Annotated in this window: 20 protein-coding genes and 2 pseudogenes; 8 read left to right on the top strand and 14 right to left on the bottom strand. The window is 73.3% G+C overall.

Features of this window, described 5'->3' with window-relative positions:
- Nucleotides 1–569: Sir2 family NAD-dependent protein deacetylase (locus tag ABZS66_RS39630; RefSeq protein WP_354767063.1), on the bottom strand; the 569-nt coding region annotated here is incomplete at its 3' end.
- 106 nt (nt 570–675) lie between these two features.
- Between ABZS66_RS39630 and secA2 the strand changes: the two genes are divergently transcribed.
- Nucleotides 676–3,003, top strand: coding sequence for an accessory Sec system translocase SecA2 (gene secA2 / locus ABZS66_RS39625; RefSeq protein ID WP_354767061.1), 2,328 nt, complete (start codon nt 676–678; stop codon nt 3,001–3,003).
- Between the two features lie 12 nt (nt 3,004–3,015).
- Here the strand turns inward: secA2 and ABZS66_RS39620 are convergent, their stop codons facing one another.
- Nucleotides 3,016–3,483, bottom strand: coding sequence for a MarR family transcriptional regulator (locus ABZS66_RS39620; RefSeq protein WP_354767059.1), 468 nt, complete (start codon nt 3,481–3,483; stop codon nt 3,016–3,018).
- Nucleotides 3,484–3,565: 82 nt separating this feature from the next.
- On the opposite strand from ABZS66_RS39620, the gene ABZS66_RS39615 reads away from it, so the two are divergent.
- The 3 genes from ABZS66_RS39615 to ABZS66_RS39605 are packed head-to-tail and all read left to right on the top strand — an operon-like array spanning nt 3,566 to nt 5,735.
- Nucleotides 3,566–3,928 carry a DoxX family protein gene (locus ABZS66_RS39615; protein ID WP_354767057.1) on the top strand — a complete coding sequence of 121 codons (363 nt, stop codon included), beginning with the start codon at nt 3,566–3,568 and terminating at the stop codon, nt 3,926–3,928.
- Entirely contained in the window at nt 3,925–5,073 is a 1,149-nt protein-coding gene (locus ABZS66_RS39610; protein WP_354767055.1) for a histidine kinase, read from the top strand. The genes ABZS66_RS39615 and ABZS66_RS39610 overlap by 4 nt, the downstream gene beginning before the upstream one ends.
- Nucleotides 5,070–5,735 (top strand): response regulator transcription factor, encoded by a 666-nt coding sequence (locus ABZS66_RS39605; protein ID WP_354767054.1) that lies wholly within the window; start codon nt 5,070–5,072, stop codon nt 5,733–5,735. Before ABZS66_RS39610 ends, ABZS66_RS39605 begins: the two co-directional genes overlap by 4 nt.
- Before the next feature lie 3 nt (nt 5,736–5,738).
- Here ABZS66_RS39605 and ABZS66_RS39600 read toward each other — a convergent pair whose 3' ends face one another.
- The gene (locus ABZS66_RS39600; RefSeq protein ID WP_354767052.1) at nt 5,739–5,975 is read right to left on the bottom strand and encodes a hypothetical protein; all 237 of its coding nucleotides are present in this window, start codon (nt 5,973–5,975) and stop codon (nt 5,739–5,741) included.
- 53 nt (nt 5,976–6,028) lie between these two features.
- A complete protein-coding gene (locus tag ABZS66_RS39595) occupies nt 6,029–7,816 on the bottom strand; it encodes an ABC transporter ATP-binding protein (RefSeq protein WP_354767050.1) in 1,788 nt (595 codons plus the stop codon).
- A 79-nt stretch (nt 7,817–7,895) separates the two neighbouring features.
- Between ABZS66_RS39595 and ABZS66_RS39590 the strand changes: the two genes are divergently transcribed.
- Both ABZS66_RS39590 and ABZS66_RS39585 read left to right on the top strand, forming a co-directional pair.
- The gene (locus ABZS66_RS39590) at nt 7,896–8,309 is read left to right on the top strand and encodes a MarR family transcriptional regulator (RefSeq protein ID WP_354767048.1); all 414 of its coding nucleotides are present in this window, start codon (nt 7,896–7,898) and stop codon (nt 8,307–8,309) included.
- A gap of 28 nt (nt 8,310–8,337) precedes the next feature.
- Nucleotides 8,338–9,480: pseudogene (locus ABZS66_RS39585) on the top strand (right-handed parallel beta-helix repeat-containing protein); the annotation flags it as partial.
- A gap of 715 nt (nt 9,481–10,195) precedes the next feature.
- Here ABZS66_RS39585 and ABZS66_RS39580 read toward each other — a convergent pair.
- The 6 genes from ABZS66_RS39580 to ABZS66_RS39555 form a co-directional block, all read right to left on the bottom strand.
- Nucleotides 10,196–11,455 (bottom strand): aldehyde dehydrogenase family protein, encoded by a 1,260-nt coding sequence (locus ABZS66_RS39580; protein WP_354767046.1) that lies wholly within the window; start codon nt 11,453–11,455, stop codon nt 10,196–10,198.
- A gap of 18 nt (nt 11,456–11,473) precedes the next feature.
- Nucleotides 11,474–12,298: a class I SAM-dependent methyltransferase gene (locus ABZS66_RS39575; RefSeq protein WP_354767045.1), complete on the bottom strand. Its 825-nt coding sequence runs from the start codon at nt 12,296–12,298 to the stop codon at nt 11,474–11,476.
- Nucleotides 12,291–13,556 carry an RNA polymerase sigma factor gene (locus tag ABZS66_RS39570; protein WP_354767043.1) on the bottom strand — a complete coding sequence of 422 codons (1,266 nt, stop codon included), beginning with the start codon at nt 13,554–13,556 and terminating at the stop codon, nt 12,291–12,293. The genes ABZS66_RS39575 and ABZS66_RS39570 overlap by 8 nt, the downstream gene beginning before the upstream one ends.
- Nucleotides 13,557–13,595: 39 nt before the next feature.
- Nucleotides 13,596–13,946 carry a YciI family protein gene (locus ABZS66_RS39565; protein ID WP_354767041.1) on the bottom strand — a complete coding sequence of 117 codons (351 nt, stop codon included), beginning with the start codon at nt 13,944–13,946 and terminating at the stop codon, nt 13,596–13,598.
- A 15-nt stretch (nt 13,947–13,961) separates the two neighbouring features.
- A complete protein-coding gene (locus ABZS66_RS39560) occupies nt 13,962–14,564 on the bottom strand; it encodes a DUF998 domain-containing protein (RefSeq protein WP_354767039.1) in 603 nt (200 codons plus the stop codon).
- An 84-nt stretch (nt 14,565–14,648) separates the two neighbouring features.
- Nucleotides 14,649–15,485 (bottom strand): aldo/keto reductase, encoded by an 837-nt coding sequence (locus ABZS66_RS39555; protein WP_354767037.1) that lies wholly within the window; start codon nt 15,483–15,485, stop codon nt 14,649–14,651.
- Between the two features lie 127 nt (nt 15,486–15,612).
- On the opposite strand from ABZS66_RS39555, the gene ABZS66_RS39550 reads away from it, so the two are divergent.
- Together ABZS66_RS39550 and ABZS66_RS39545 are read left to right on the top strand one after the other, a co-directional pair.
- Nucleotides 15,613–15,816, top strand: coding sequence for a hypothetical protein (locus ABZS66_RS39550; RefSeq protein ID WP_354767035.1), 204 nt, complete (start codon nt 15,613–15,615; stop codon nt 15,814–15,816).
- 73 nt (nt 15,817–15,889) lie between these two features.
- Nucleotides 15,890–16,144: pseudogene (locus ABZS66_RS39545) on the top strand (protein kinase); the annotation flags it as partial.
- A gap of 158 nt (nt 16,145–16,302) precedes the next feature.
- Here the strand turns inward: ABZS66_RS39545 and ABZS66_RS39540 are convergent.
- The 4 genes from ABZS66_RS39540 to ABZS66_RS39525 are packed head-to-tail and all read right to left on the bottom strand — an operon-like array spanning nt 16,303 to nt 19,671.
- Nucleotides 16,303–16,974, bottom strand: a complete 672-nt coding sequence (locus ABZS66_RS39540) for a FadR/GntR family transcriptional regulator (RefSeq protein WP_354767033.1) — start codon at nt 16,972–16,974, stop codon at nt 16,303–16,305.
- Entirely contained in the window at nt 16,965–17,864 is a 900-nt protein-coding gene (locus ABZS66_RS39535; RefSeq protein ID WP_354767031.1) for an amidohydrolase family protein, read from the bottom strand. The genes ABZS66_RS39540 and ABZS66_RS39535 overlap by 10 nt, the downstream gene beginning before the upstream one ends.
- Nucleotides 17,861–18,916 carry an aldo/keto reductase gene (locus ABZS66_RS39530; RefSeq protein ID WP_354767029.1) on the bottom strand — a complete coding sequence of 352 codons (1,056 nt, stop codon included), beginning with the start codon at nt 18,914–18,916 and terminating at the stop codon, nt 17,861–17,863. The genes ABZS66_RS39535 and ABZS66_RS39530 overlap by 4 nt, the downstream gene beginning before the upstream one ends.
- Entirely contained in the window at nt 18,916–19,671 is a 756-nt protein-coding gene (locus ABZS66_RS39525) for an SDR family oxidoreductase (RefSeq protein WP_354767027.1), read from the bottom strand. The genes ABZS66_RS39530 and ABZS66_RS39525 overlap by 1 nt, the downstream gene beginning before the upstream one ends.
- Nucleotides 19,672–20,022 lie beyond the last annotated feature (351 nt).

Below are 20,022 nucleotides of genomic sequence, written 5' to 3'. Positions count from 1 at the left end.
AAGACCACGTCGGGCTTCAGCATCCCGCCGCACCCGCCGCAGTCGACGGTCGCGAACCCGGCCGCCTGCTCGTCGGTGAGGTCGGCGTCGCCGTCCGGCTTGATGGCGTCGCTGGTGTGGTCGAAGCCGGGGTTGGCCGCGGTGAGCCGCGCGTGCAGGTCGGCCCGCCCGGTGAGGTCCCCGCAGTCGAGGCACACGACCCGGTCCAGCCCGCCGTGCAGCTCGACGACGGGGTCGGCCCCGCCGGCCTGGTGCAGCCCGTCGACGTTCTGGGTGATGATCCCGTTGACGTACCCCTGCCGCTGGAGCCGCCCGACCGCGTGGTGCCCGGCGTTGGGCGCGGCCCGCGCGATGGTCCGCCAGCCGAGATGGCTGCGCGCCCAGTACCGCCGCCGGGCGCCCGGGTCCCGCGTGAACGTCTGGTACGTCATGGGCGTCGCCGGCCGCCGCATGCCGGTCGGCCCCCGGTAGTCCGGAATGCCCGACTCGGTGGACAGCCCGGCCCCGCTGAGCACCACGACGTCGCCTCTCGCGAACAGCTCACTGAGCGCCCGCACCCCACCTTCCACGCGCTCAATGGTGCCCCACCGCGCTGACCACCCGAAATGTCCGACCGGCGGGGCGGCGCGTGACGGGGCGCACACGGGTCCGTCCGGGCGACGTATCGTGTTCGCCATGGGTTTGGTGAGCAAATTCAACGCTTGGCGCCGGAAGCTGCAGGAGCAGCCGGGCACCACCATCGACCTCGAGCCGATGCGCGCGCTGCTGCCCGAGATCGAGCTGCGCGAAACGGAGTTGTCGGAGCTCACCGACGACGAGCTGCGCGCGGCCGCCACGGCGCTGCACCAGCGCGACGACCCGCAGGACTTCGTCGAGGCCTGCGCGCTCGGCCGGGAGGCCGCCAAGCGCGCCCTCGACGAGCGGCCCTACGACGTGCAGCTGCTCGGTGCCCAGGTGCTGCTGGCCGGGCACGTCGTCGAGATGGCCACCGGTGAGGGCAAGACGCTGACCGCGGCGATCGCGGCCGCCGGGTATGCCGCGCAGGGCCCGGTCCACGTCATCACCGTCAACGACTACCTGGCGCGCCGCGACGCCGAGTGGATGCGGCCCGTCTACGAGCTGCTCGACCTGACCGTCGGCTGGGTCAACGAGTCCTCGACGCCGGAGGAGCGCCGCGAGGCCTACGCGAAGGACATCACCTACGTGTCGGTGTCCGAGGCGGGCTTCGACCTGCTGCGCGACTCGATCGTCACCGACGTCGCCGACCGCGTGCACCGCGAGCTGGGCACGGTCATCATCGACGAGGCCGACTCGATCCTCATCGACGAGGCCCGGGTGCCGCTGGTGCTCGCCGGCTCGACGATCGACGACAAGGACCAGCCGATCGCGATCGCCGAGATCATCGGCGGCCTGCACCGCGACCACGACTACGAGGTCGTCGACGAGGGCCGCACCGCGCACCTGACCACGGGCGGCCTGGCCAAGGTCGAGGCCGCGCTCGACGTCGACCTCTACGCGACGGACCACGTCGACACGCTGACCGCCGTCAACCTGGCGCTGCACGCCGAGGCGCTGCTGGCCCGCGACGTCGACTACATCGTGCGCGAGGAGAAGGTCGAGCTCATCGACGAGTTCCGCGGCCGGGTCGCCCAGCGGCGCCGCTGGCCCGACGGGCTCCAGGCCGCGGTCGAGGCGAAGGAGAAGATCCGCAGCAGCGGCGGCGGCACGGTCCTGCAGACCATCACCGTGCAGGCCTTCCTCACGCAGTACAAGAAGATCTGCGGCATGACCGGCACCGCCCTCCCGGTCGGTGACCAGCTGCGGGAGTTCTACAAGCTGGAGGTGGCGGTCATCCCGCCGCACCTGCCGAACATCCGCAAGGACTGGCCGGACCGGGTCTACGCCTCGGCCGAGGAGCGCGACATCGCCTGCGTCGCCGAGATCGTGAGCATGCACGCCACCGGCCGCCCGGTGCTCGTCGGCACCCTGAGCGTCGCCGAGTCGGAGCAGCTCGCCGCCACCCTCGCCGAGGAGGGCGTGGAGTGCGTCGTGCTCAACGCGAAGAACGACGAGAAGGAGGCCGGCATCGTCGCTGAGGCCGGCGCCTTCGGCGCGGTCACCGTGTCGACCCAGATGACCGGCCGCGGTGTCGACATCCGCCTCGGCGGCAGCGACGAGAAGGACCGCGAGCGGGTCGCCGGGCTGGGCGGCCTGTTCGTCATCGGCACCGCCCGCAACGACTCCCGCCGCATCGACGACCAGCTGCGCGGCCGCGCCGGCCGGCAGGGCGACCCGGGCGAGTCGATGTTCTTCGTGAGCCTCGAGGACGAGCTGATCCAGCGGTACGGGCCGGAGCCCCTGCCGATGGGCCGCGCCGACGCCGACGGGGCGATCGAGGACGAGGACGTGCGCTGGGCGATCGGCTCCGCGCAGCGGGTCGCCGAGACCGTCAACCTGGAGATCCACCGCAACACCTGGCGGTACAACTACCTGCTCGACCAGCACCGCCAGCTGCACGGCAAGCGCCGCGAGGAGCTGCTCACCACCGACGCGGCCGGCGAGCTGCTCGCCGAGCGCAGCCCGGAGAAGTACAACGAGCTGGCCGAGGAGTTCGGCGAGGACGAGGTCCTCAAGGTGGCCCGGACGATCGCGCTGTTCCACGCGGACAACGCGTGGTCGGAGCACCTGGCCGACATGAGCGAGCTGCGCGAGGGCATCCACCTGCGGGTGCTCGGCTCGCAGGACCCGCTCGACGAGTTCCACCGCGAGGCGATCCCCGCGTTCCGCGGCCTGCTGGCCGAGATCGACGACCGCACGGTCGCCGAGTTCGACGGGATCGAGGAGTTCTCGCCCGAGTGGAGCCTCGAGGACGCCGGCCTGGTGCGCCCGAGCGCCACCTGGACCTACGTCGTGAGCGACAACCCGTTCGGCTCGGAGATGGAGCGGTTCTTCGCCGGCATGGTGAAGCTGTTCCGCAGCGGCAAGGGCGTCAAGAAGGGCTGACGTCGCAGTGCGTCACGCCGAGGCCAGGTCGTCCGTCGCGGCTCGGCCGGCCTCGGTGCAGCGCTCCAGAAACTCGCCGATCAGCGTCAGCTGCGCCTCGTCGTAGCCGGCGCAGAGGGCGTCCATCGCGGTGTTCATGCCCGCGAACAGGGCGAACACCTCCTGGTTGCGGTCGCGCAGCGCGCGGATCACCACCGCGCGCCGGTCACCCGGGTCACGGTCGCGGGCGATCCACCCGCCGCGCTCCAGCCGGTCGAGGATCCCGGTCATCGTCGCCGGGTGCAGCCCCGCCTGCCGGGCGAGCGCGCTCGGGCTGAGCGGCCCGTGCCGGTTGACCAGGTCCAGACAGTCGAAGTCGGCGTCCTTGAGCTCCAGCTGCGCTCCCACCTGGTGGTTGAGCCGGGACAACTGGATGCTCAGCGCACGCAGCGCCTCCTTGACGTCGTTCGTCGCGCGCCGCCGGTCCCGAGCCGTCGTCATCTTGCGCCGCTCCCTATCTCATATAATATGGAACTCGTAAGATATCGGTTGTCGAAGTTATGATACCGAAAGAGGCCCTGCCGTGCTGCTGTTCCTCGTCACCGCCGTCTCCGCCCTGTTCTCCGGCGCCGGCGCGCTGCTGCGCCTCCGCCCGATCCTGCCCGGCATGGCCCGCGCCGGCGTCCCCGAGTCCTGGCTGGTCTTCCCGATCGGCGTGCTCAAGCTGGCCGGCGGGGCCGGGCTGCTCGCCGGCCTCTGGCTGCCCGGCGTCGGCACGGCCGCCGCGTTCGGCCTGGTCCTGTACTTCACCTGCGCCGTCTACACGCACCTGCGGGCCGGTGACTACTCGCTGCAGTTCTTCCTCGCCTGCGCCTTCCTCGCGCTGTGCGCGGCGACCCTGGCCGTCGGGGTCCAGCACGGGGGAGATGCGATCCTGGGCGGGTGAGCGTCCTGGTGCGCGGCTCCACCTACCGCCGCGGCGTGTTCCTGCTCCTCGGCGGGGTGCTGCTGCTGCCGTACGCGCTGCTGGCCGCCGCCCTCGCCCGGGCGTTCGCCGAGCCGGGCGCGCCGCGCCCGGTGATCGCCGCACTGGCCGCGGTCACCGCCGCGATCGGGCTGGTGCCGCCGTTCCTCCGCGGCACCCGGGCCCTGGAGATCACCGCGGCCCGCTGGCTGCTCGGCGCCGACCTGCCCGACCCGGTCCCGGCCGCGGAGGGCGGCGAGACCCGGATGCGCTCCGCCCTGTGGTTCGTGCTGCACCTGGCGATCGGGGGCGCGGTCGGGCTGGGCGTGCTGGTCGCCGTGCCGCTGGCGGTCGCCGCGCTGCTGCAGCCGGGACGCGGCGGGCTCGGGCTGACCGCGGCCGGCCTGGCGGCCCTCGTCGGGCTGGTGTTCGCCGTGGCCGGCCTCGGCTCGTTGGCCACGACCATGGCGCCGGTGCTGCTCGGCCCGTCGCCGACGGCCCGCATCGCCGCGCTGGAGGCCCAGGCCGTGCGCCTCGCCGAGCGCAACCGCCTGGCCCGCGAGCTGCACGACTCCGTCGGCCACGCGCTGACGGTCACCACGCTGCAGGCCGCGGCGGCGCGCGGGCGGCTGCGGGAGGACCCGGCGTTCGCCGAGCGGGCGCTCGTGGCCATCGAGGACGCGGGGCGCTCCGCGCTGGCGGACCTGGATGCCGTCCTGGGGGTGCTGCGCGACGACAGCCCGGCGCCCCTCACACCGTCGCGGTCGCTGCGCGACCTGGCGCGCCTGGTCGAGGAGGCCGGGGTGCCCGTCGACCTGGAGACCGAGGGCGCGCTCGACGACATCCCGCCGCACGTCTCCCGGGAGGGGTACCGCATCGTGCAGGAGTCGCTCACCAACGCGATGCGCCACGCCGGCGGCGCCACCGCGACCGTCCGGCTCTCCGCGACGGACGAGGCGCTGACGGTACACGTGCGGAATGTGCTCGACGGGAGGCCCGGATCGCCGGGGCGGGGCCTGCGCGGGATGGCCGAGCGGGTCACCCTGCTCGGCGGCCGGTTCGACGCGGGCCCGCTCGACGGCGCGTGGTTGGTGGCGGCCCGGCTGCCCTACGGGGAGGTCGCATGAGCGGGTCCTTGATCAGGGTGGCCGTCGTCGACGACGACGAGCTGATCCGGGTCGGCCTGCGGGTGATCCTGGAGGGCGCCGGCGACCTCACCGTGGTCGGCGAGGCGGCGGACGGGGCCGAGGTGCCGCCGCTGGTCGCCCGGACCCGCCCCGACGTGCTGCTCATGGACGTGCGCATGCCGGGCATCGACGGCATCCAGGCGACCCGGCACCTGCTGGCCACCTCCGCCGACCCGCCGCGGGTGCTCGTGGTGACGACGTTCGAGCACGACGACTACGTCTACGAGGCGCTGCGCGCCGGCGCGAGCGGCTTCGTGCTGAAGCGGGCCCGCCCGGCCGAGCTCGTCGAGGCGGTGCGGGTGGTGGCGACCGGCGAGTCGCTGCTGTTCCCGGCGGCGATCCGCCGCCTGGCCGGTGCCCGGGCCGACGGGCGGCCGCGCGGCGACCGCCTCGCGTCGGCCCACCTGACCGACCGCGAGGCCGAGGTGCTGCGCCGGATGACCACGGGAGCGTCCAACGCCGAGATCGCGCAGGCGCTGCACCTGGGCCTGGAGACGGTGAAGACCCACGTCGCCAACGTGCTGGCCAAGCTCGGCGCCCGCGACCGGACGGCGGCGGTGATCGCCGCCTACGAGTCCGGCTTCGTCACGCCCGGTGCGTGACGCTCAGCGGTTGCGCTGCTTCCAGGTGCTCATCGCGGCCTCGATGCGCCGCTGGTTGCGCCCGGAGCCGAGGCCCTTCTTGGCCTTGCCGTAGAGGTAGATCGCGCCGCCGACCACGACGGCACCGACGATGAGGTAGAACGCGGCGCCGAGGAGCGCCTTGAACAGCCAGACCGCGATCACGCCGGCCACGAAGAGCCCGACGATGACCGCGATCGTGCCCGCGATGAAACGACCCATGTTCCTAGCATGCGCCCGCGTGTCCAGCCTCCGCATCGGTGACTTCCCCGATGTCACGCGGCCAGGGCCGCATAGGTGCCGTCGGCGTCGACCAGCGTCTCGTGGGTGCCGCGCTCGACCACCCGGCCGTGGTCGACGACCAGGATCTGGTCGGCGTGGCGGACCGTCGAGAGCCGGTGCGCGATCGTGATCGTCGTGCGGCCCTCGGCCAGGGTGTCGAACGCCCGCTGGACCGCGCGCTCGGTCTCGGTGTCCAGCGCGCTGGTCGCCTCGTCGAGCACCAGGATGCGCGGGTCGCGCAGGAGCGTGCGGGCGATGGCGATGCGCTGCTGCTCGCCGCCGGAGAAGCGGTACCCGCGGGAGCCGACCACGGTCTCGTACCCGTCCGGGAGCGCGCTGATCACGTCGTGGATCCGCGCCGCCCGCGCGGCGGCCTCCAGCTCGGCGTCGGTCGCGTCCGGTTTCGCGTACCGCAGGTTCTCCCGCACGGTCGTGTGCAGCAGGTACGTCTCCTGGCTCACCACGCCGACGACGCTTGCCAGGTCGGTCAGCCGCACGTCGCGCAGGTCGACGCCGTCGATCGTGATCCGGCCGGCGACCGGGTCGTGCAGCCGGGCGATGAGTGCGGCGATCGTGCTCTTGCCCGAGCCGGTCTCGCCGACCAGGGCGAGCGAGGTGCCGGCGGGCACGTCGAGCGAGACGCCGTCGACGGCGGGGACGCGGCTGCCCGGGTAGGTGAACGAGACACCGTCGAAGCGCAGGTGGCCGCGCACGTTCCGGAACGGCTTCGGCCTCGCCGGGTCGGCGACCTCGACGGGCAGGTCGAGGTACTCGAAGATGCGGGCGAACAGGGCGAGCGACGCGGTCAGCGACACGCCCACGCCGAGCAGCCCCATGAGCGGGCGGAACAGCCCGGCCTGCAGCGCGGTGAACGCGACCAGCGTGCCGATGCTCAGCGTGCCGGCCGTCATCGGCAGCCCGGCGCTGAGATAGATGACCGCGGGGATCGCGGCGAAGATGACGCTCATCGAGGCCATCCGCCAGCGGCCGGCCAGCTCGGAGCGCATCTCCAGGTCGATGAGCCGGTTGGAGGAGGCGGTGAACCGCTCGACCAGGGCCGCGCCGGCGCCCATCGTCTTGGACAGCCGCACGCCGCTGACCGACAGGCCCTCCTCGATGGTGACGTTGAGGTCGGCCAGCTCGCGCTGGCGCTGGGCGGTGATCTCGCGGCGCATGCTCGCGACCTTGCGGGTCAGCCAGATCGCGGGCGGCAGCACGACGAGCGAGACGAGCGACAGCCGCCAGGACAGCGCCGCCATGGCGACGGCGGTGGCGATCGCGGTGGTCAGGTTGGACGCGATGGACGTCGCCGTGTTGGTGACCACCGCCTCCATCCCGCCGATGTCGTTGGTGATGCGGGACTGGACCTCGCCGGTGCGGGTGCGGGTGAAGAACCCGACCGACTGCCGCTGGAGGTGGGCGAAGACGTCGGTGCGCAGCCGGTGCATGACCTGCTGGCCGACCCTGGTCGAGATCCAGGTCTGCACGACGCCGAGCGCGGCGGTGACGGCCGCCACGGCGACCATGCCGGCGACCAGCCAGCCGAGCAGCGTGGTGTCGCGCTCCGGCAGGGCCTTGTCGATGACCTCGCGGAGGAGGAACGGCGAGGCCATGGCGAGCACGGACGAGGCGACGATGATGAGGACGACCACGGCGAGCCGGCCGCGGTGGGCGCCGAAGAGCCGGCCGATGCGGGCCAGGCTCACGTCTTTGGCCTGGGACTTCTCGGCGGCGGAGAGTTGTCGGTGGCGGCTCGGCCGCGTCGGGGGAGTGGGCTCCAAGGTGGTGGCCTTTCTGTCGGTTGTTACTGAGGTTACCTCACTATGAGGGAGTAACACCAACTGCTGTTACCGTATTTCCGTGACCGTGGAGGACGAGGGGCTCGCCGAGGCGTTCTGGAGCGTGGCCCGCCGGCTGCGGCACCAGACGCACAAGAGCCTGGAGCCGTGGGGGATCACGCCCGGCCAGTCCCGGGCGGTCAACGTGCTGGTCAAGCACGGTTCGATGCGGCTCAGCGAACTGTCCGAACACCTGCGGATCGCGCCCCGGTCGACCACCGAGGTGGTCGACGGCCTTCAGGAGCGCGGCCTGGTGGAGCGGCGGCCGGATCCCGCCGACCGGCGGGCCACGCTGGTCGCCCTGACGGATTCCGGCGGTACTGTGGCCGAGTCGATCCGGCAGGCCCGGGTGGCGGAGGCGTCGCGCTTCTTCGCCGGGCTGTCCGAGGCGGACCGGGGCGAGCTGCGCCGGATCCTCGCCACCCTGCTGGATTAATCCGCCGGTCAGCGGGCAGCGACCGGGCATGGTCAACGCACGCGAGCACGGCCTGGCCGGTGACGGGGTGACCAACGACCAACCGGCGCTGCAGAAGCTCGTTGACGAACTGGGCGCCGAGGTCGACCGGGACGGGATCCCGCGCACGATCTACTGCCCGCCCGGCGTCTACGCGATCCAGGACGCCGGCACGGTGTGGCGCAGCGGGGTGTCGCTGGTCGGCGACGGCCAGAATGCCACCCGCTTCGTGCTGTCGAACCCGGGCGCGCCGAACAGCCCGGTACCGCTGGCCTTCTGGACCGCCCTCGAGCACGGCGCCTCGGCGGCCCGGCCGATCGCCGACGTCGAGTTCGCGCGGTTCGAGATCGACGGTTCGCGGATGAGCCTGCCGGCCTACGACGTGCTCGCCAAGGGCCTGGGCCTGCAGTACGTGGTGCGCGGGCAGTTCCACGACCTGTGGATCCACGACACGCCGGCGACCGGGTTCGGCTGCGACTTCCTCCAGGACACCACGGTCGAGCGGATTCTGGCCGTGCATTGCGGGCGCCTGGACAGCGGCTGGGAGAAGGGCGGCGCCGGCATCGGCATCGGCGTCGGCGGCTGGGGCGACGTGGAACGCCTGACGATCACCGACTGCGTGACGCTGCACAACGGTACGAACGGCATCTTCGTCGAGCTCCAGGACGCCTCGTGGACCCGCCCGCGCGGCATCCGCGTGCTGGGCTGCCACGCCCAGGGCAACTTCTACGGCATCTCGGACTGGGGCGCCGACGGCCTGGTGGTGATGGGCTGCACGATGACCGGCAACCGGGTGGCCGGCTTCGACGTCTCGGGCCAGGGCACGACCCACGTCGCGGGCCGCTACGGCGTGGTGACGGGCTGCGTGATCGACGAGAACGTGGGCGACGGCGTCTCGATCGGCAACACCCCGGGCGGCTACACGGTGGCGGCGAGCCGCCTGAGCCGCAACGGCGGCCACGGCTACCGCCAGCACAACCTCCCCGGCGCCCGGACGCTGCCGGCCGCGGACATCGTCATCGAGGGCAACGACATCTGGGACAACGGCGCGGACGGCATCTGCATCGACGGCGACCTGGTGGACGCGTTCCTGCTGGACAACCGCATCCGCGGCAACGGCCGCCGCTCCCACGACGGCGCCGGCATCACGGTGAACGCCCGGGTGGAGGCGGCGACGATCCGCGGCCAGCGCATCTGGGACCGCGGCGACCCCCAGACCCAGCCGACTCCGTTCCGCGTGACCGCGGCGGGCACGCTGCTGCACCCGGTGGTCTCGGACCTCCCGGTCCCGGCCCACCACTGACCGCCACCCGGCCCCCGACGACTCCCGTTCCGTTCCCGGTTGCCGGCACGGGGCCGCCCGCAGCGGACGCAGGTCAGGGCGGTGTGCACCCCAACCCCGCCGGTCGCCGGGCATGATCAGGCCAACCCCGCCGGTCGCCGGGCATGATCAGGTAGAGCTGTTGTCGCCGGAGCCGGATCGGTGGCTGCGCCGCACGGTGGTGGACCATGATCCTGAAGACATGTTGTCGCCAGGGGTGCCACAAGTCTTCGCGTTCGGGGTCGACGGTGGCCAGAGCTCTTCGCGATCATTTTGTTGGACGGTTCGCATCGCCCGCCGGCCGTCGTGGAGGCTCGCCACAACACCGCTCAGGGTGCCGCTGAGCGCGCCGCCCTGCCCGAGCCCGCCGAGAGAGCTGCCCGAGCCCGCCGAGAGAGCTGCCCGAGCCCGCCGAGAGAGCTGCCCGAGCGCGGCGTCCGGCCCGAGCGCGGCGTCCGGCCCGAGCGCGGCGTCCGGCCCGAGCGCGGCGTCCGGCCCGAGCGCGGCGAGAGACCTGCGTGAGCGCGCCGGGAGATCTGCGCGGGGCTCAGGCGAGGTCGGCCAACCGGTCGGCCGGGAGGACCGCGTACTGGCGCAGCGACAGGTCGCGGAACGTCACCGGGCCGCGCGGGCCCGGGACGCGGTCGATGTTGATGCCCGTCTCCGGGACCGACAGCAGCTTGAAGCCGTCGAGCAGGCGGGTCGTGGCGTTCCAGAAGGCGCCGGTGCCCGCGTACGCCCCCAGGAACTCGGCCGCCGCCGCCCCGTCCTCCGTGACGATGCCGGCGGCCAGGCCCGACGTCTCGTCGTTCGCCAGGCGCGCGGCCGACAGGGGGCCGTCCACCGGCGCGATCGTCACCGTGGCCTCGCGGGCCGAGTCGAGGGCCCACTCGTAGCCCAGCGGGTGGTCGTGCGGCGGGAGCGACGTTGCGATCGCGGGTGTGCGGGCGGACAGTGCGGCGACCACGTCCGGTACGACGGAATCCCACTGCGACCGGTGCACCAGGAGCAGGTTGAGGCGGTTGCACACACCGAGGCGGTCCAGGCCCGCGGAGATCAGGGCGAACGCGCGGTCCCGGTCGGCGGCCGCGTCCACGTAGAGGACCCCGCCGCCGTCGGCGTGGGCCAGGGTGCGCACGCCGTTCAGGGCGGCCCGCTCGGCCAGGGCGCGGGTGCTGTCGCCGCTGCCGCGCAGGATGACCAGCGGGATCAGGCCCGGCTGGGCGACCAGGGCCGCGGCCGACTCGCGGTCGCGCACGCGGACCAGCTGGACCGCCGCCGGGTCCAGGCCGGCCTCGGCCAGCGCCGGGGAGACGACCTCGTCCATGAGCGCGGTCGCCGACGCGAGGGCGGCCGAGCCGGTGCGCAGCACGCCGCCGTTCTGCGACTTCACGAGCTGGGAGGCCACGTCGACGGTGACGTTGGGGCGGGCCTCGTAGTTGGCGCCGATCACGCCGACCGGGCGGCGCCACTCCTGCAGGACCAGGCCGTCGCCGAGGTCGCGGATCGTGCGGCGGGCCGGCTCGGGCTCGACGTCGGCGAGGATGTTGAGCTGGTCGGCCATCGCGGCCAGGCGGGCGCCGTCGAGGCGCAGCCGGTCCAGCAGGCCGCCGCTCATCCCGATCTCCACCGCGGCCGCCTGGTCGGCGCGGTTGGCCGCCAGCACGGCGTCCTGCGCGACCAGCAGCCGGCGGGCCATCCCGCGCAGCGCCTCGTCGATCGTCTTGGCGGGCGCGGCGGCGAGCGAGCCGGCCGCCGCGCGGGCGGCGCGGGCGGCGGCCTCGACCGCGGTGAAGGCGTTCGTCACGAACGAGCAGTCTACGGGTCAGCGCTTGCGCGCCTGCAGCGTGTACGTCATCGGCAGCCGCCACGGCCGGTCCGTCAGCCGGTGCTCGCCGTGCTCGTCCTTCACGGTGTGGCCGGGCAACGCGTCCCACGGCGCGCTGTCGTGCTCCTGGAGCATCAGGATCTCCAGGTTGTACCCCAGGAGTGCGCTCACGATCTCGCCGAGCCCGTGGTTCCACGAGTGGGTGACGTTGTGCTCGAACCTGGCCTCGGTCTCGACGTAGGTCGTGGCGTCGTCCCAGACGAGCGGCTCTTCGCGCTCGAAGTACGCGTACTCGAGCGCGAGCACCCCGTCGCCGCGGGTCTCGTCGACCGACCACAGCATCGGGTGCCCCTCCCGGATGAACAGCCGCCCGCCGGGCCGCAGCAGCTCGGCGACGACTCCCGCCCACCGCTGGATGTCGGGCAGCCAGCACAGCGCGCCGATGCCGGTGTACACGAGATCGAACGTGCCGGCGTCGAGGACCTTCGCGGCGTCGTACACGTCGGCCTCGACGAAGTCGACCGGCGCCCCGGTCCGCTCGGCGAGCGCCCGGGCCTGCGCCAGCGAGGCGGCGGAGAAGTCCAGCCCGGTGACCTGGGCCCCGAGCCGGTGCAGGGAGATCGTGTCGGTGCCGATGTGACACTGGAGGTGCACGGCCCGCACCCCGCCGAGGTCCCCGAGCCGCGGCACGTCGAACCGGACGACCTCGCTGAGATAGCCGGGCTCGCCGACGAACCGCTCGACGGCGTAGTCGGGCGAGGCGGCATGGGCCGGCGCCCGCTCGTCCCACTGGGCGCGGTTGAGCCGCAGGTACTCACTCACGCCCCGGACCGTCCCACGGCGCCGGACGCCCGGCAACCGAGTTAGCGCGGGTCTCGAACAGCTGCCGTTCCCGTTCGTTGCGGGTCAGGGCCGCCGCCCGGGCGAACTCGGACCGGGCCTCGTCGCGGCGGCCCAGCCGCTCCAGCAGGTCGCCGCGGACGGCCGGCAGGTGCGGGTACCGCGCCAGCGCGCCCGTCGCCGCCAGCGCGTCCACGACGGCCAGGCCCGCTGCCGGACTCTCGGCCTGCCCGACGGCCACCGCCCGGTTCAGCTCGACGACGGGCGACGGGGCGACGTGGGCCAGCACGCGGTACAGCGCCGCGATCCGCCCCCAGTCGGTCTCCCCGGCGGTCCGCGCGCGGGCGTGGCAGGCGGCGATCGCGGCCTGCAGCCCGTACGGCCCGAACGTGCCCAGCGCCGACGCCCGGTCGAGCGCGGCCAGGCCGCGGCGGACGAGCAGCCGGTCCCAGCGGCGCCGGTCCTGGTCCGGCAGCAGCACCGGCTCGCCGGACGGGCCGGTCCGGGCCGGGATGCGCGACGCCTGGAGCTCCATCAGCGCGACCAGCCCGTGGACCTCGGCCTCGCCCGGCAGCAGGCCGGCCAGGATCCGCCCGAGGCGCAGGGCCTCCTCGCACAGCTGGGGCCGCGACCAGTCGTCACCCGCCGTCGCGGCATAGCCTTCATTGAAGATCAAATATATGGTACCGAGGGCAGCCGCCAGCCGCCCCGGCAGCTCGTCGGGCCCCGGCAGCTCGAACCGCACACCGGTCAGCGCCTTCTTGGCCCGCAGGACGCGCTGCGAGACGGTCGCCTCGGTGGTCAGGAACGCGCGGGCGATCTGGTCGGTGCTCAGCCCGCCGATCGTGCGCAGCACCAGCGCGACCTGCGACTCGGGCGTGATCGACGGATGGCACGCGGTGAGGATCAGCCGGAGCAGGTCGTCGCCGATGTGGTCGTCCACGGCGAGCTCGTCGGTCGCCTCGGCCTCGCGGGTGAACAGGGCGAGCTTGCGCCGGTAGTTCTCCTGGCGGCGCAGCACGTCGACGGCCCGGTGCTTCGCGGTCGCCATCAGCCACGCGCCCGGCTGCTCGGGCACCCCGTCGACCGGCCACCGCTCCAGGGCGACGACCAGCGCGTCCTGGGCCAGCTCCTCGGCCAGCCCGACGTCGCGGACGATGCGGGCGAGCCCGGCGACGAGCCGCGCGGACTCGATGCGGTACACCGCCTCGACGACGCGGCGAGGATCGGTGGCGGTCATCGCCACCGATCCTCGCACGGGACGGCCTCAGAAACGGCCTCAGAAGGTCATCACCTGGAGCACGCGGGCCTCGCCCTCCCAGCCCTCCCACAGGTCGCGGTGCAGTCGCATGAACCGGTTGGTCCACTCGACCGCCTCCTCGCGGGACCCGACCTCGTACAGCGCGTAGCTGATCATCTCCTTGGTCTCGGCGAACGGCCCGTCGGTCGCGGCCAGCTCGCCGCCGGTGACGGTGATCTTCGCCCCGGCTGCGCTGGGCAGCAGGCCGGCGGTGTCGAGCAGGGTGCCGGCGGCGGTCGCCTCCTCGCCGAGCTTCATGATCGCGGCCATGAGGTCGGGCGGGGGCGGTCCGGCGGGGTTGGTGGCTTCCAGCAGCACCAGGTAGCGCATCTCGGTGGTCCCTTCTCAGACGGTCTTGTACAGCTTGACGGCGACGACGCTCATCCACGTCCAGGTCAGGACGATGGCGGCGGTGAAGGTGAGGTTGGCCCAGACGGCCCCGCCGCCGGCGGCGACGCAGGCGAAGCCGGCCAGCAGCACGACGCCCGTGGCGCGGGAGTAGGCGGGCAGGAGCCGCTTGCCGACCGCGAACGTGGCGACGGCGAGCGCTGTGAACCCGACGGCCCCGGCAACGAGGTGCAGCATCCCGTGCCAGCTCACGGAGGTGCCGACCGGGTCGGCCTCGAACGCCGCGGCGCCCAGCAGGCTCGCCGCGTAGACGGCGACCAGCCGCGGCGCCCAGCGCGCCCCCGGCAGCGCCCGCCCCAGCCCGGCCGCGAAGGCGCCGGACATCAGCGCGGCGAGGACGAAGTTGAGGGTCTGGATCCAGCCGAGCGGGCCGAGGGCGAGCATGCTCCAGGCGTCCCGGGTGAGGTCGAACCCGTCGCGGGTCACGGCCTGGGCCAGCGCGGCGGTCACGTAGACCGGCCCGGCGATCACGCCGTAGCCGAGCAGCGACCGGGTGACGCGCTGGGCGGGGGTGCAGTCGGCGAGAGCGGTGGTGGTCATGGTCGGGGTCTCCCTTCGAGGTGTTCCTTCACCCACCCCTCGAACGGGAGACCCCGGATCCGACACGGCTTCCCAAGATTTTTTCTAGCCGGCCTTCGTCAGCTCGGCGACCTCCTCCGGCGACAGCTCGATCCTGGCCGCGGCGACGTTGTCCTCCAGGTGGGCGACCGTGCCGGTGCCCGGGATCGGCAGGATCGCAGGGGAGCGGGCCAGCAGCCAGGCCAGCACGATCTGCCGCGGGCTCGCGTCGTGCCGCCGGGCCACCGCCTCGACCGCCGGGTTGCCGTCGAGGTCCTGGATCGGGGCCCACGGCAGGAACACCAGCTCCTCCTGCTCGCACAGGTCGACGAGGGACTCCGACACCCGGTCGCCGAGGTTGTAGCGGTTCTGCAGGGACACGATCGGGGTGAGCCGCTGCGCCACCCGCAGCTGCTCCTCGGTGAAGTTCGAGACCCCGATGTGCCGGATCTTGCCCTGGTCCTTCAGCTCGACCAGCGTCCCGATCGAGTCCTCCAGCGGAACCTTCGGGTCGGGCCGGTGGAACTGGTACAGCGGGATCGAGTCCAGCCGCAGCTTGCGCAGGCTCCCCTCCAGGGCGGCCCGCAGGTGCGCCGGGCGCCCGTCCGCCTCCCAGGCGCCGGGGCCGGGCCGCACCAGGCCGCCCTTCGTGGCGATGACGAGGTCCTCCGGGTACGGGTGCAGGGCCTCGGCGATCAGCTCCTCGCTGACGTCCGGGCCGTACGAGTCGGCGGTGTCGATGAAGTTGACCCCCAGCTCGACCACGCGGCGCAGCACCCGCTTCGCCTCGTCGCGGCTGGGCGGCGCGCCCCAGATGCCGTCGCCGGTGATGCGCATGGCGCCGAACCCGAGCCGGTTGACGGTGAGGTCGCCGCCGACGTCGATCGTGCTCTGCTCAGACATGCGTCCGACAGTATCCAGGCGCGGCGGCGCCCGCCCCGCGCGCATCCGGTGAGATTGTGTATGGATTACCGGGAATCGCGGCGGGTATGGTTTCCCATCCGCCCGACGCCGACCGTGGGGAGCAGCCATGAACACCCAGGACCCGACCGGGATCGACCCGAACAGCCCCGAGGCCCAGGCCCGCGACGCCGCCCGCCGGCAGGCCGAGCAGTCGCAGAGCCTCTCCTTCCGGGAGGCCCGCGGCGGCGTGATCGACGACGGCGCCGTCGACTCGACCGGCCGCAAGATCGCCGACCCGCGGCGCGGCACCCAGCTCGACGAGGACATCTGAGGCGCGCGTCGCCGCCGGCGCGCCGGGTCGGCTCGAAGTTGGCTTGAATCACCCCCCGCCGGGGGAATGACAACTGGGTGCGTACCTTGCGCCCGAGCGCCTGGACCGGGCCCCGGCGACCCCGGCCGCCGACGTGTACGCGCTGGGCGTCCTGCTCTACCAGTGCCTGACCGGCCGCCTGCCGTTCCAGGCCGCCACGGACGAGCAGGTCCTCCGCGCCCACCGCCGCACCCCGCCGGCCCCGCTGCCGACCATCGCGGGCCTGCCGTCGGAGCTGGCGGAGCTCTGCACGGCGAGCCTGTCGAAACTCCCGGAGTCCCGCCCGACGAGCGTGGCGCTGGCGTTGATCCTGTCGGCCGCGGTGGACGTCCCGGTCCACGTACCCCCGGTCCTCCGCCCCCGCCCGACCCTGACGGCTCCGCAGCGACGCTGGCGATCAGCTAGCCCGCCCCTGCCGAGGGTTCTCACCGCGCCTGGCCGCTCGCGCTACAGCGCCCGGCGCAGCCACTCCTCGACGCCGGCGACGTGGATCGTGGCCCAGGCGCGGGCCAGCTCCGGCTGCCGCGACGCGATCGCGTCGACGATCGCCTGGTGCTGCTCGCGGGTCCGGGCGGCGGCGCCCTCCTGGGTCAGGCCGCGCCAGATCCGGGCCCGGGTCGTCGGCCCGGACAGGCCCTCGACGAGCGAGCAGAGCACGGCGTTGCCCGAACCGGCCGCGATCTGCCGGTGGAACTCCAGGTCGTTGTCGACGAGCGCCTCGATCGTCGGGTCGGTGCCGAGCTCGTCGAGCACATTCTGGAGCTTGGCGATGTCCCCGTCGGACATCCGCTCGGTCGCGAGGGCCGTCGCCGACGGCTCGAGGATCCGGCGGACCTCCAGAAACTGCAGCACGGTGTCGTCGCGGTGGAAGTCGACCACGAAGCTCAGCGCGTCGAGCAGCAGGTCGGGCTCCAGGCTCGTCACGTACGTGCCGTCGCCCTGGCGCACGTCGAGCACGCGGATCATCGACAGCGCCTTGACCGCCTCCCGCAGTGAGTTGCGGGACAACCCGAGCCGCTCGGCCAGGTCGGCCTCCTTGGGCAGCCGGTCGCCCGGGCCGAGCTCACCCGAGGTGATCATGCCCTTGATCTTGTCGATTGCCTCGTCGGTCAGTGCCATCGGTTCCTCCGCGGCGACTCTATCTCCGCTGTGCCACTCTTCCCCGCTTTGCGGCTCTCCAGCGCGTACACGGCCGTGGCGGTACCGCCGAAGACCGAAGCCCGGTCGTCAGGGCCGATCAGGCCGTCGAGCGTGTCGATCACCTCGCCGTAGGAGGCGGCGAGCGTGCAGACCGGCCAGTCCGAGCCGAACATGAGCCGGTCGGGGCCGAAGAGGGCGAGCGCCTCCTCGACGTACGGCCGCAGGTCGGCCGGCTCCCAGCCGGCCCAGTCGGCCTCGGTGACCAGGCCCGAGAGCTTCGCCGTCACGTTCGGGCAGGCGGCGAGCCCGGCGACGAGCGCGCGCCACTCGGCCAGCCCCTCGGCGCCGGCCCGGATCCGGGGCTTGCCGAGGTGGTCGAGCACGAACCGCACGCCGGGCAGCGCGGCGGCGGCCCGGCCGGCCGACGGGAGCTGCTCGGCCCGCACGACCAGGTCGAAGACGAGCCCCGCGGCGCCGATGCGGGCCAGGCCGGCCCGGACGTCGGCGCGGTCGAGGTAGCCGGCGTCCTCGGCCTGGACCTGCGCGCGGATGCCTCTGAGGTGCCCGCCGCCGTCCAGCGCCCGGTACCCGTCCAGCGTCGCGTCCAGGTCGGGATCGGCCGGATCGGCCCAGGCCACGACGGCGGCGATCTCGGATGTCGCCGTCGCGTGCTCCAGCAGTACCGCTGCCTCGTCCGCGTCGCAGCGACCTCCTTCGACGAGAATGGACCGGCTCACCCCGGCCGCGGCCAGCTCGGCCCGCAGCTGCCCGGGGGCGAAGGTGCGGCGGATCGGGGCGAGCTCGGGGGCGTCGAGCCAGTCGTACCCGCCGTCGACGTCCCACAGGTGGTGGTGCGCGTCGACGATCACAGCAGGCCCCTCTCGCGCAGGGCGGGCCACAGCTCGCCGGGCGGCGGCGCGGCGAACAGGGCCGCGTTGCGCCGGACCTGCTCGGGTGAGTCGGCGCCGACGACCACGCTGCGCACGGCCGGGTCGCTGCCGGCGAACGCGAGCGCCGCCGCGGGCAGGCTGGTGCCGTGCGTCGCGCACAGCTCCGCGATCGCCCGCGCCCGCTCGACGAGCAGCCCGGGCGCGGACCCGTACTCGTACGGCAGGCCGTCGTGCGGCTTCGCCTCGGCGAGCAGGCCACTGTTGAACACGCCCGCGTTGAGCACCCCGACGCCGTGCGCCGCGCAGGCCGGCAGCAGCTCGTCGCGGGCCGGCTGCTCCAGCAGCGTGAACCGCCCCGCCACCATCACCACATCCGGCCCGCATTCGCGCACGAACCGGGCCAGCACTGCAGCGTCCTTCGAGCCGGCACCGAGCGTCGTCACGACCCCTTCGTCGCGCAGCTCGGTGAGCGCTCTCCAGCCCTCTCCGAACGCCACGTCCGTGTGCCCCTCCGGGTCGTGCAGCAGCGCGACGTCGATCCGGTCGAGCCCGAGCCTGCGGAGGCTGTCGTCGATCGAGCGCCGCACGCCGTCGCGGGAGAAGTCGCGGACCCGCTTGTGCGTGGCCGGGACGACGAACCCTTCCGCGGTGTCCATGCCGACCGCGCCACTCTCGTCGGTCTCGACCAGCAGGCGGCCGACCTTGGTGCTGATCCGGTACTCCTGGCGCGGCCGTTCCCGCAGCGCAGCGCCCAGCCGCCGCTCGGAGAGGCCGATCCCGTAGTGCGGGGCGGTGTCGAAGTACCGGATCCCGGCGTCCCAGGCGGCGTCGACGGTGGCGCTGGCACGCTCGTCGTCGATGGCGTGGTACAGGTTGCCGAGCTGGGCGCACCCGAGCCCGAGCTCGGCCGCTGTGTTTTGGCCCGTCGTGCCTCCGGCCGTCGCCTGCCCGGTCGTCGGCTGGTCGGCCGTCTTTTGCCCGGCCGTCGTGTGCCCGGCCGTCGGCTGGCCGGTCGTCGTGTGGTCGGCCATCAGGTGGCCGGTCTCAGGCGCAGGCCGTGCATGCCGCCGTCCACGGCGAGCACCGTGCCGGTGGTGGCTCCCGCGAGCGGGCTGGCGAGGTACCCGATGGCGGCGGCGACCTCCTCCGCGCTGACCAGCCGCCCGGTGGGCTGGCGGGCCTTGAGCGCGGCGAGCTCGGCGTCGGGGTCGGCGGCCTGGGCGAGCAGTCGGCGGATCCAGGGCGTGTCGGCGGTCCCCGGGTTCACGCAGCAGACCCGGATCCCCTCACGGACGTGGTCGGCGGCCATGGCCGCGGTGAGCGCCTGAACCGCACCCTTGCTGGCGCTGTACAACGCCCGGTCGGGCAGCCCGGCGTGCGCGGCGATCGAGCAGGTGTTGACGATGGCGGCGTGGTCGGATTTACGCAGGTGCGGCAGCGCGGCCCGGCTGACCCGCACCATCCCGACCACGTTGACGTCGAGCACCCGGTGCCACTCGTCGTCGGAGTTATCCTCGACGGTACCGATGGCGCCGATACCCGCGTTGTTCACAAGAATGTCGAGCCGCCCGAGCCAGCCGACGGCCTCCTCGACCCCCGCCCGCACGGAAGCGTCGTCGGTCACGTCCGCGACGACCCCGTGCAAGGGTTCGGGCAGCGAGTCGACCTTGAGGTCGAGACAGACCACCCGGGCCCCACGCGCGGCCAGGTGCAGGGCTGTGGCCAGCCCGATCCCGGAGCCCCCGCCGGTGACGACAGCCCCGAGCCCTTGAAACTCACCGTTCACTGATCCCCCAAATACATCGGAGGACTGCTGTCTACCAGCCGACCTCACGGGTGCACAAGTACCCACATCGGCTTCAGACATCGGATGCCTGCCGAGCGGGGGTGCTACTGACCGCCTCAGCCTAGAAGCGCCGCGAACGAACACATGATCTCCACCAGCCGCAAAGCCGCCCCAGAGAAACCCCCGCCCCCAACCAACCAGGCACGCAAGTCGTTCGGTCGACCGACCGAGGGAGCGCGGGGCAGTCGTTCGGTCGACCGACCGGGGGAGCGCGGACATTTGGTCGGTCGACCGACCGAGTGCGTGAGTGCGTGAGTGCTCGAGTGCGCGGAGAAGGTTCGGTCGGTCGGC

Origin of the sequence: Dactylosporangium sp. NPDC005572, assembly GCF_040605515.1 — a bacterium.
Lineage (GTDB): Bacteria > Actinomycetota > Actinomycetes > Mycobacteriales > Micromonosporaceae > Dactylosporangium.
The sequence above is the reverse complement of the archived record's forward strand: the minus strand, read 5'-3'. Positions and strand labels throughout refer to the sequence as shown.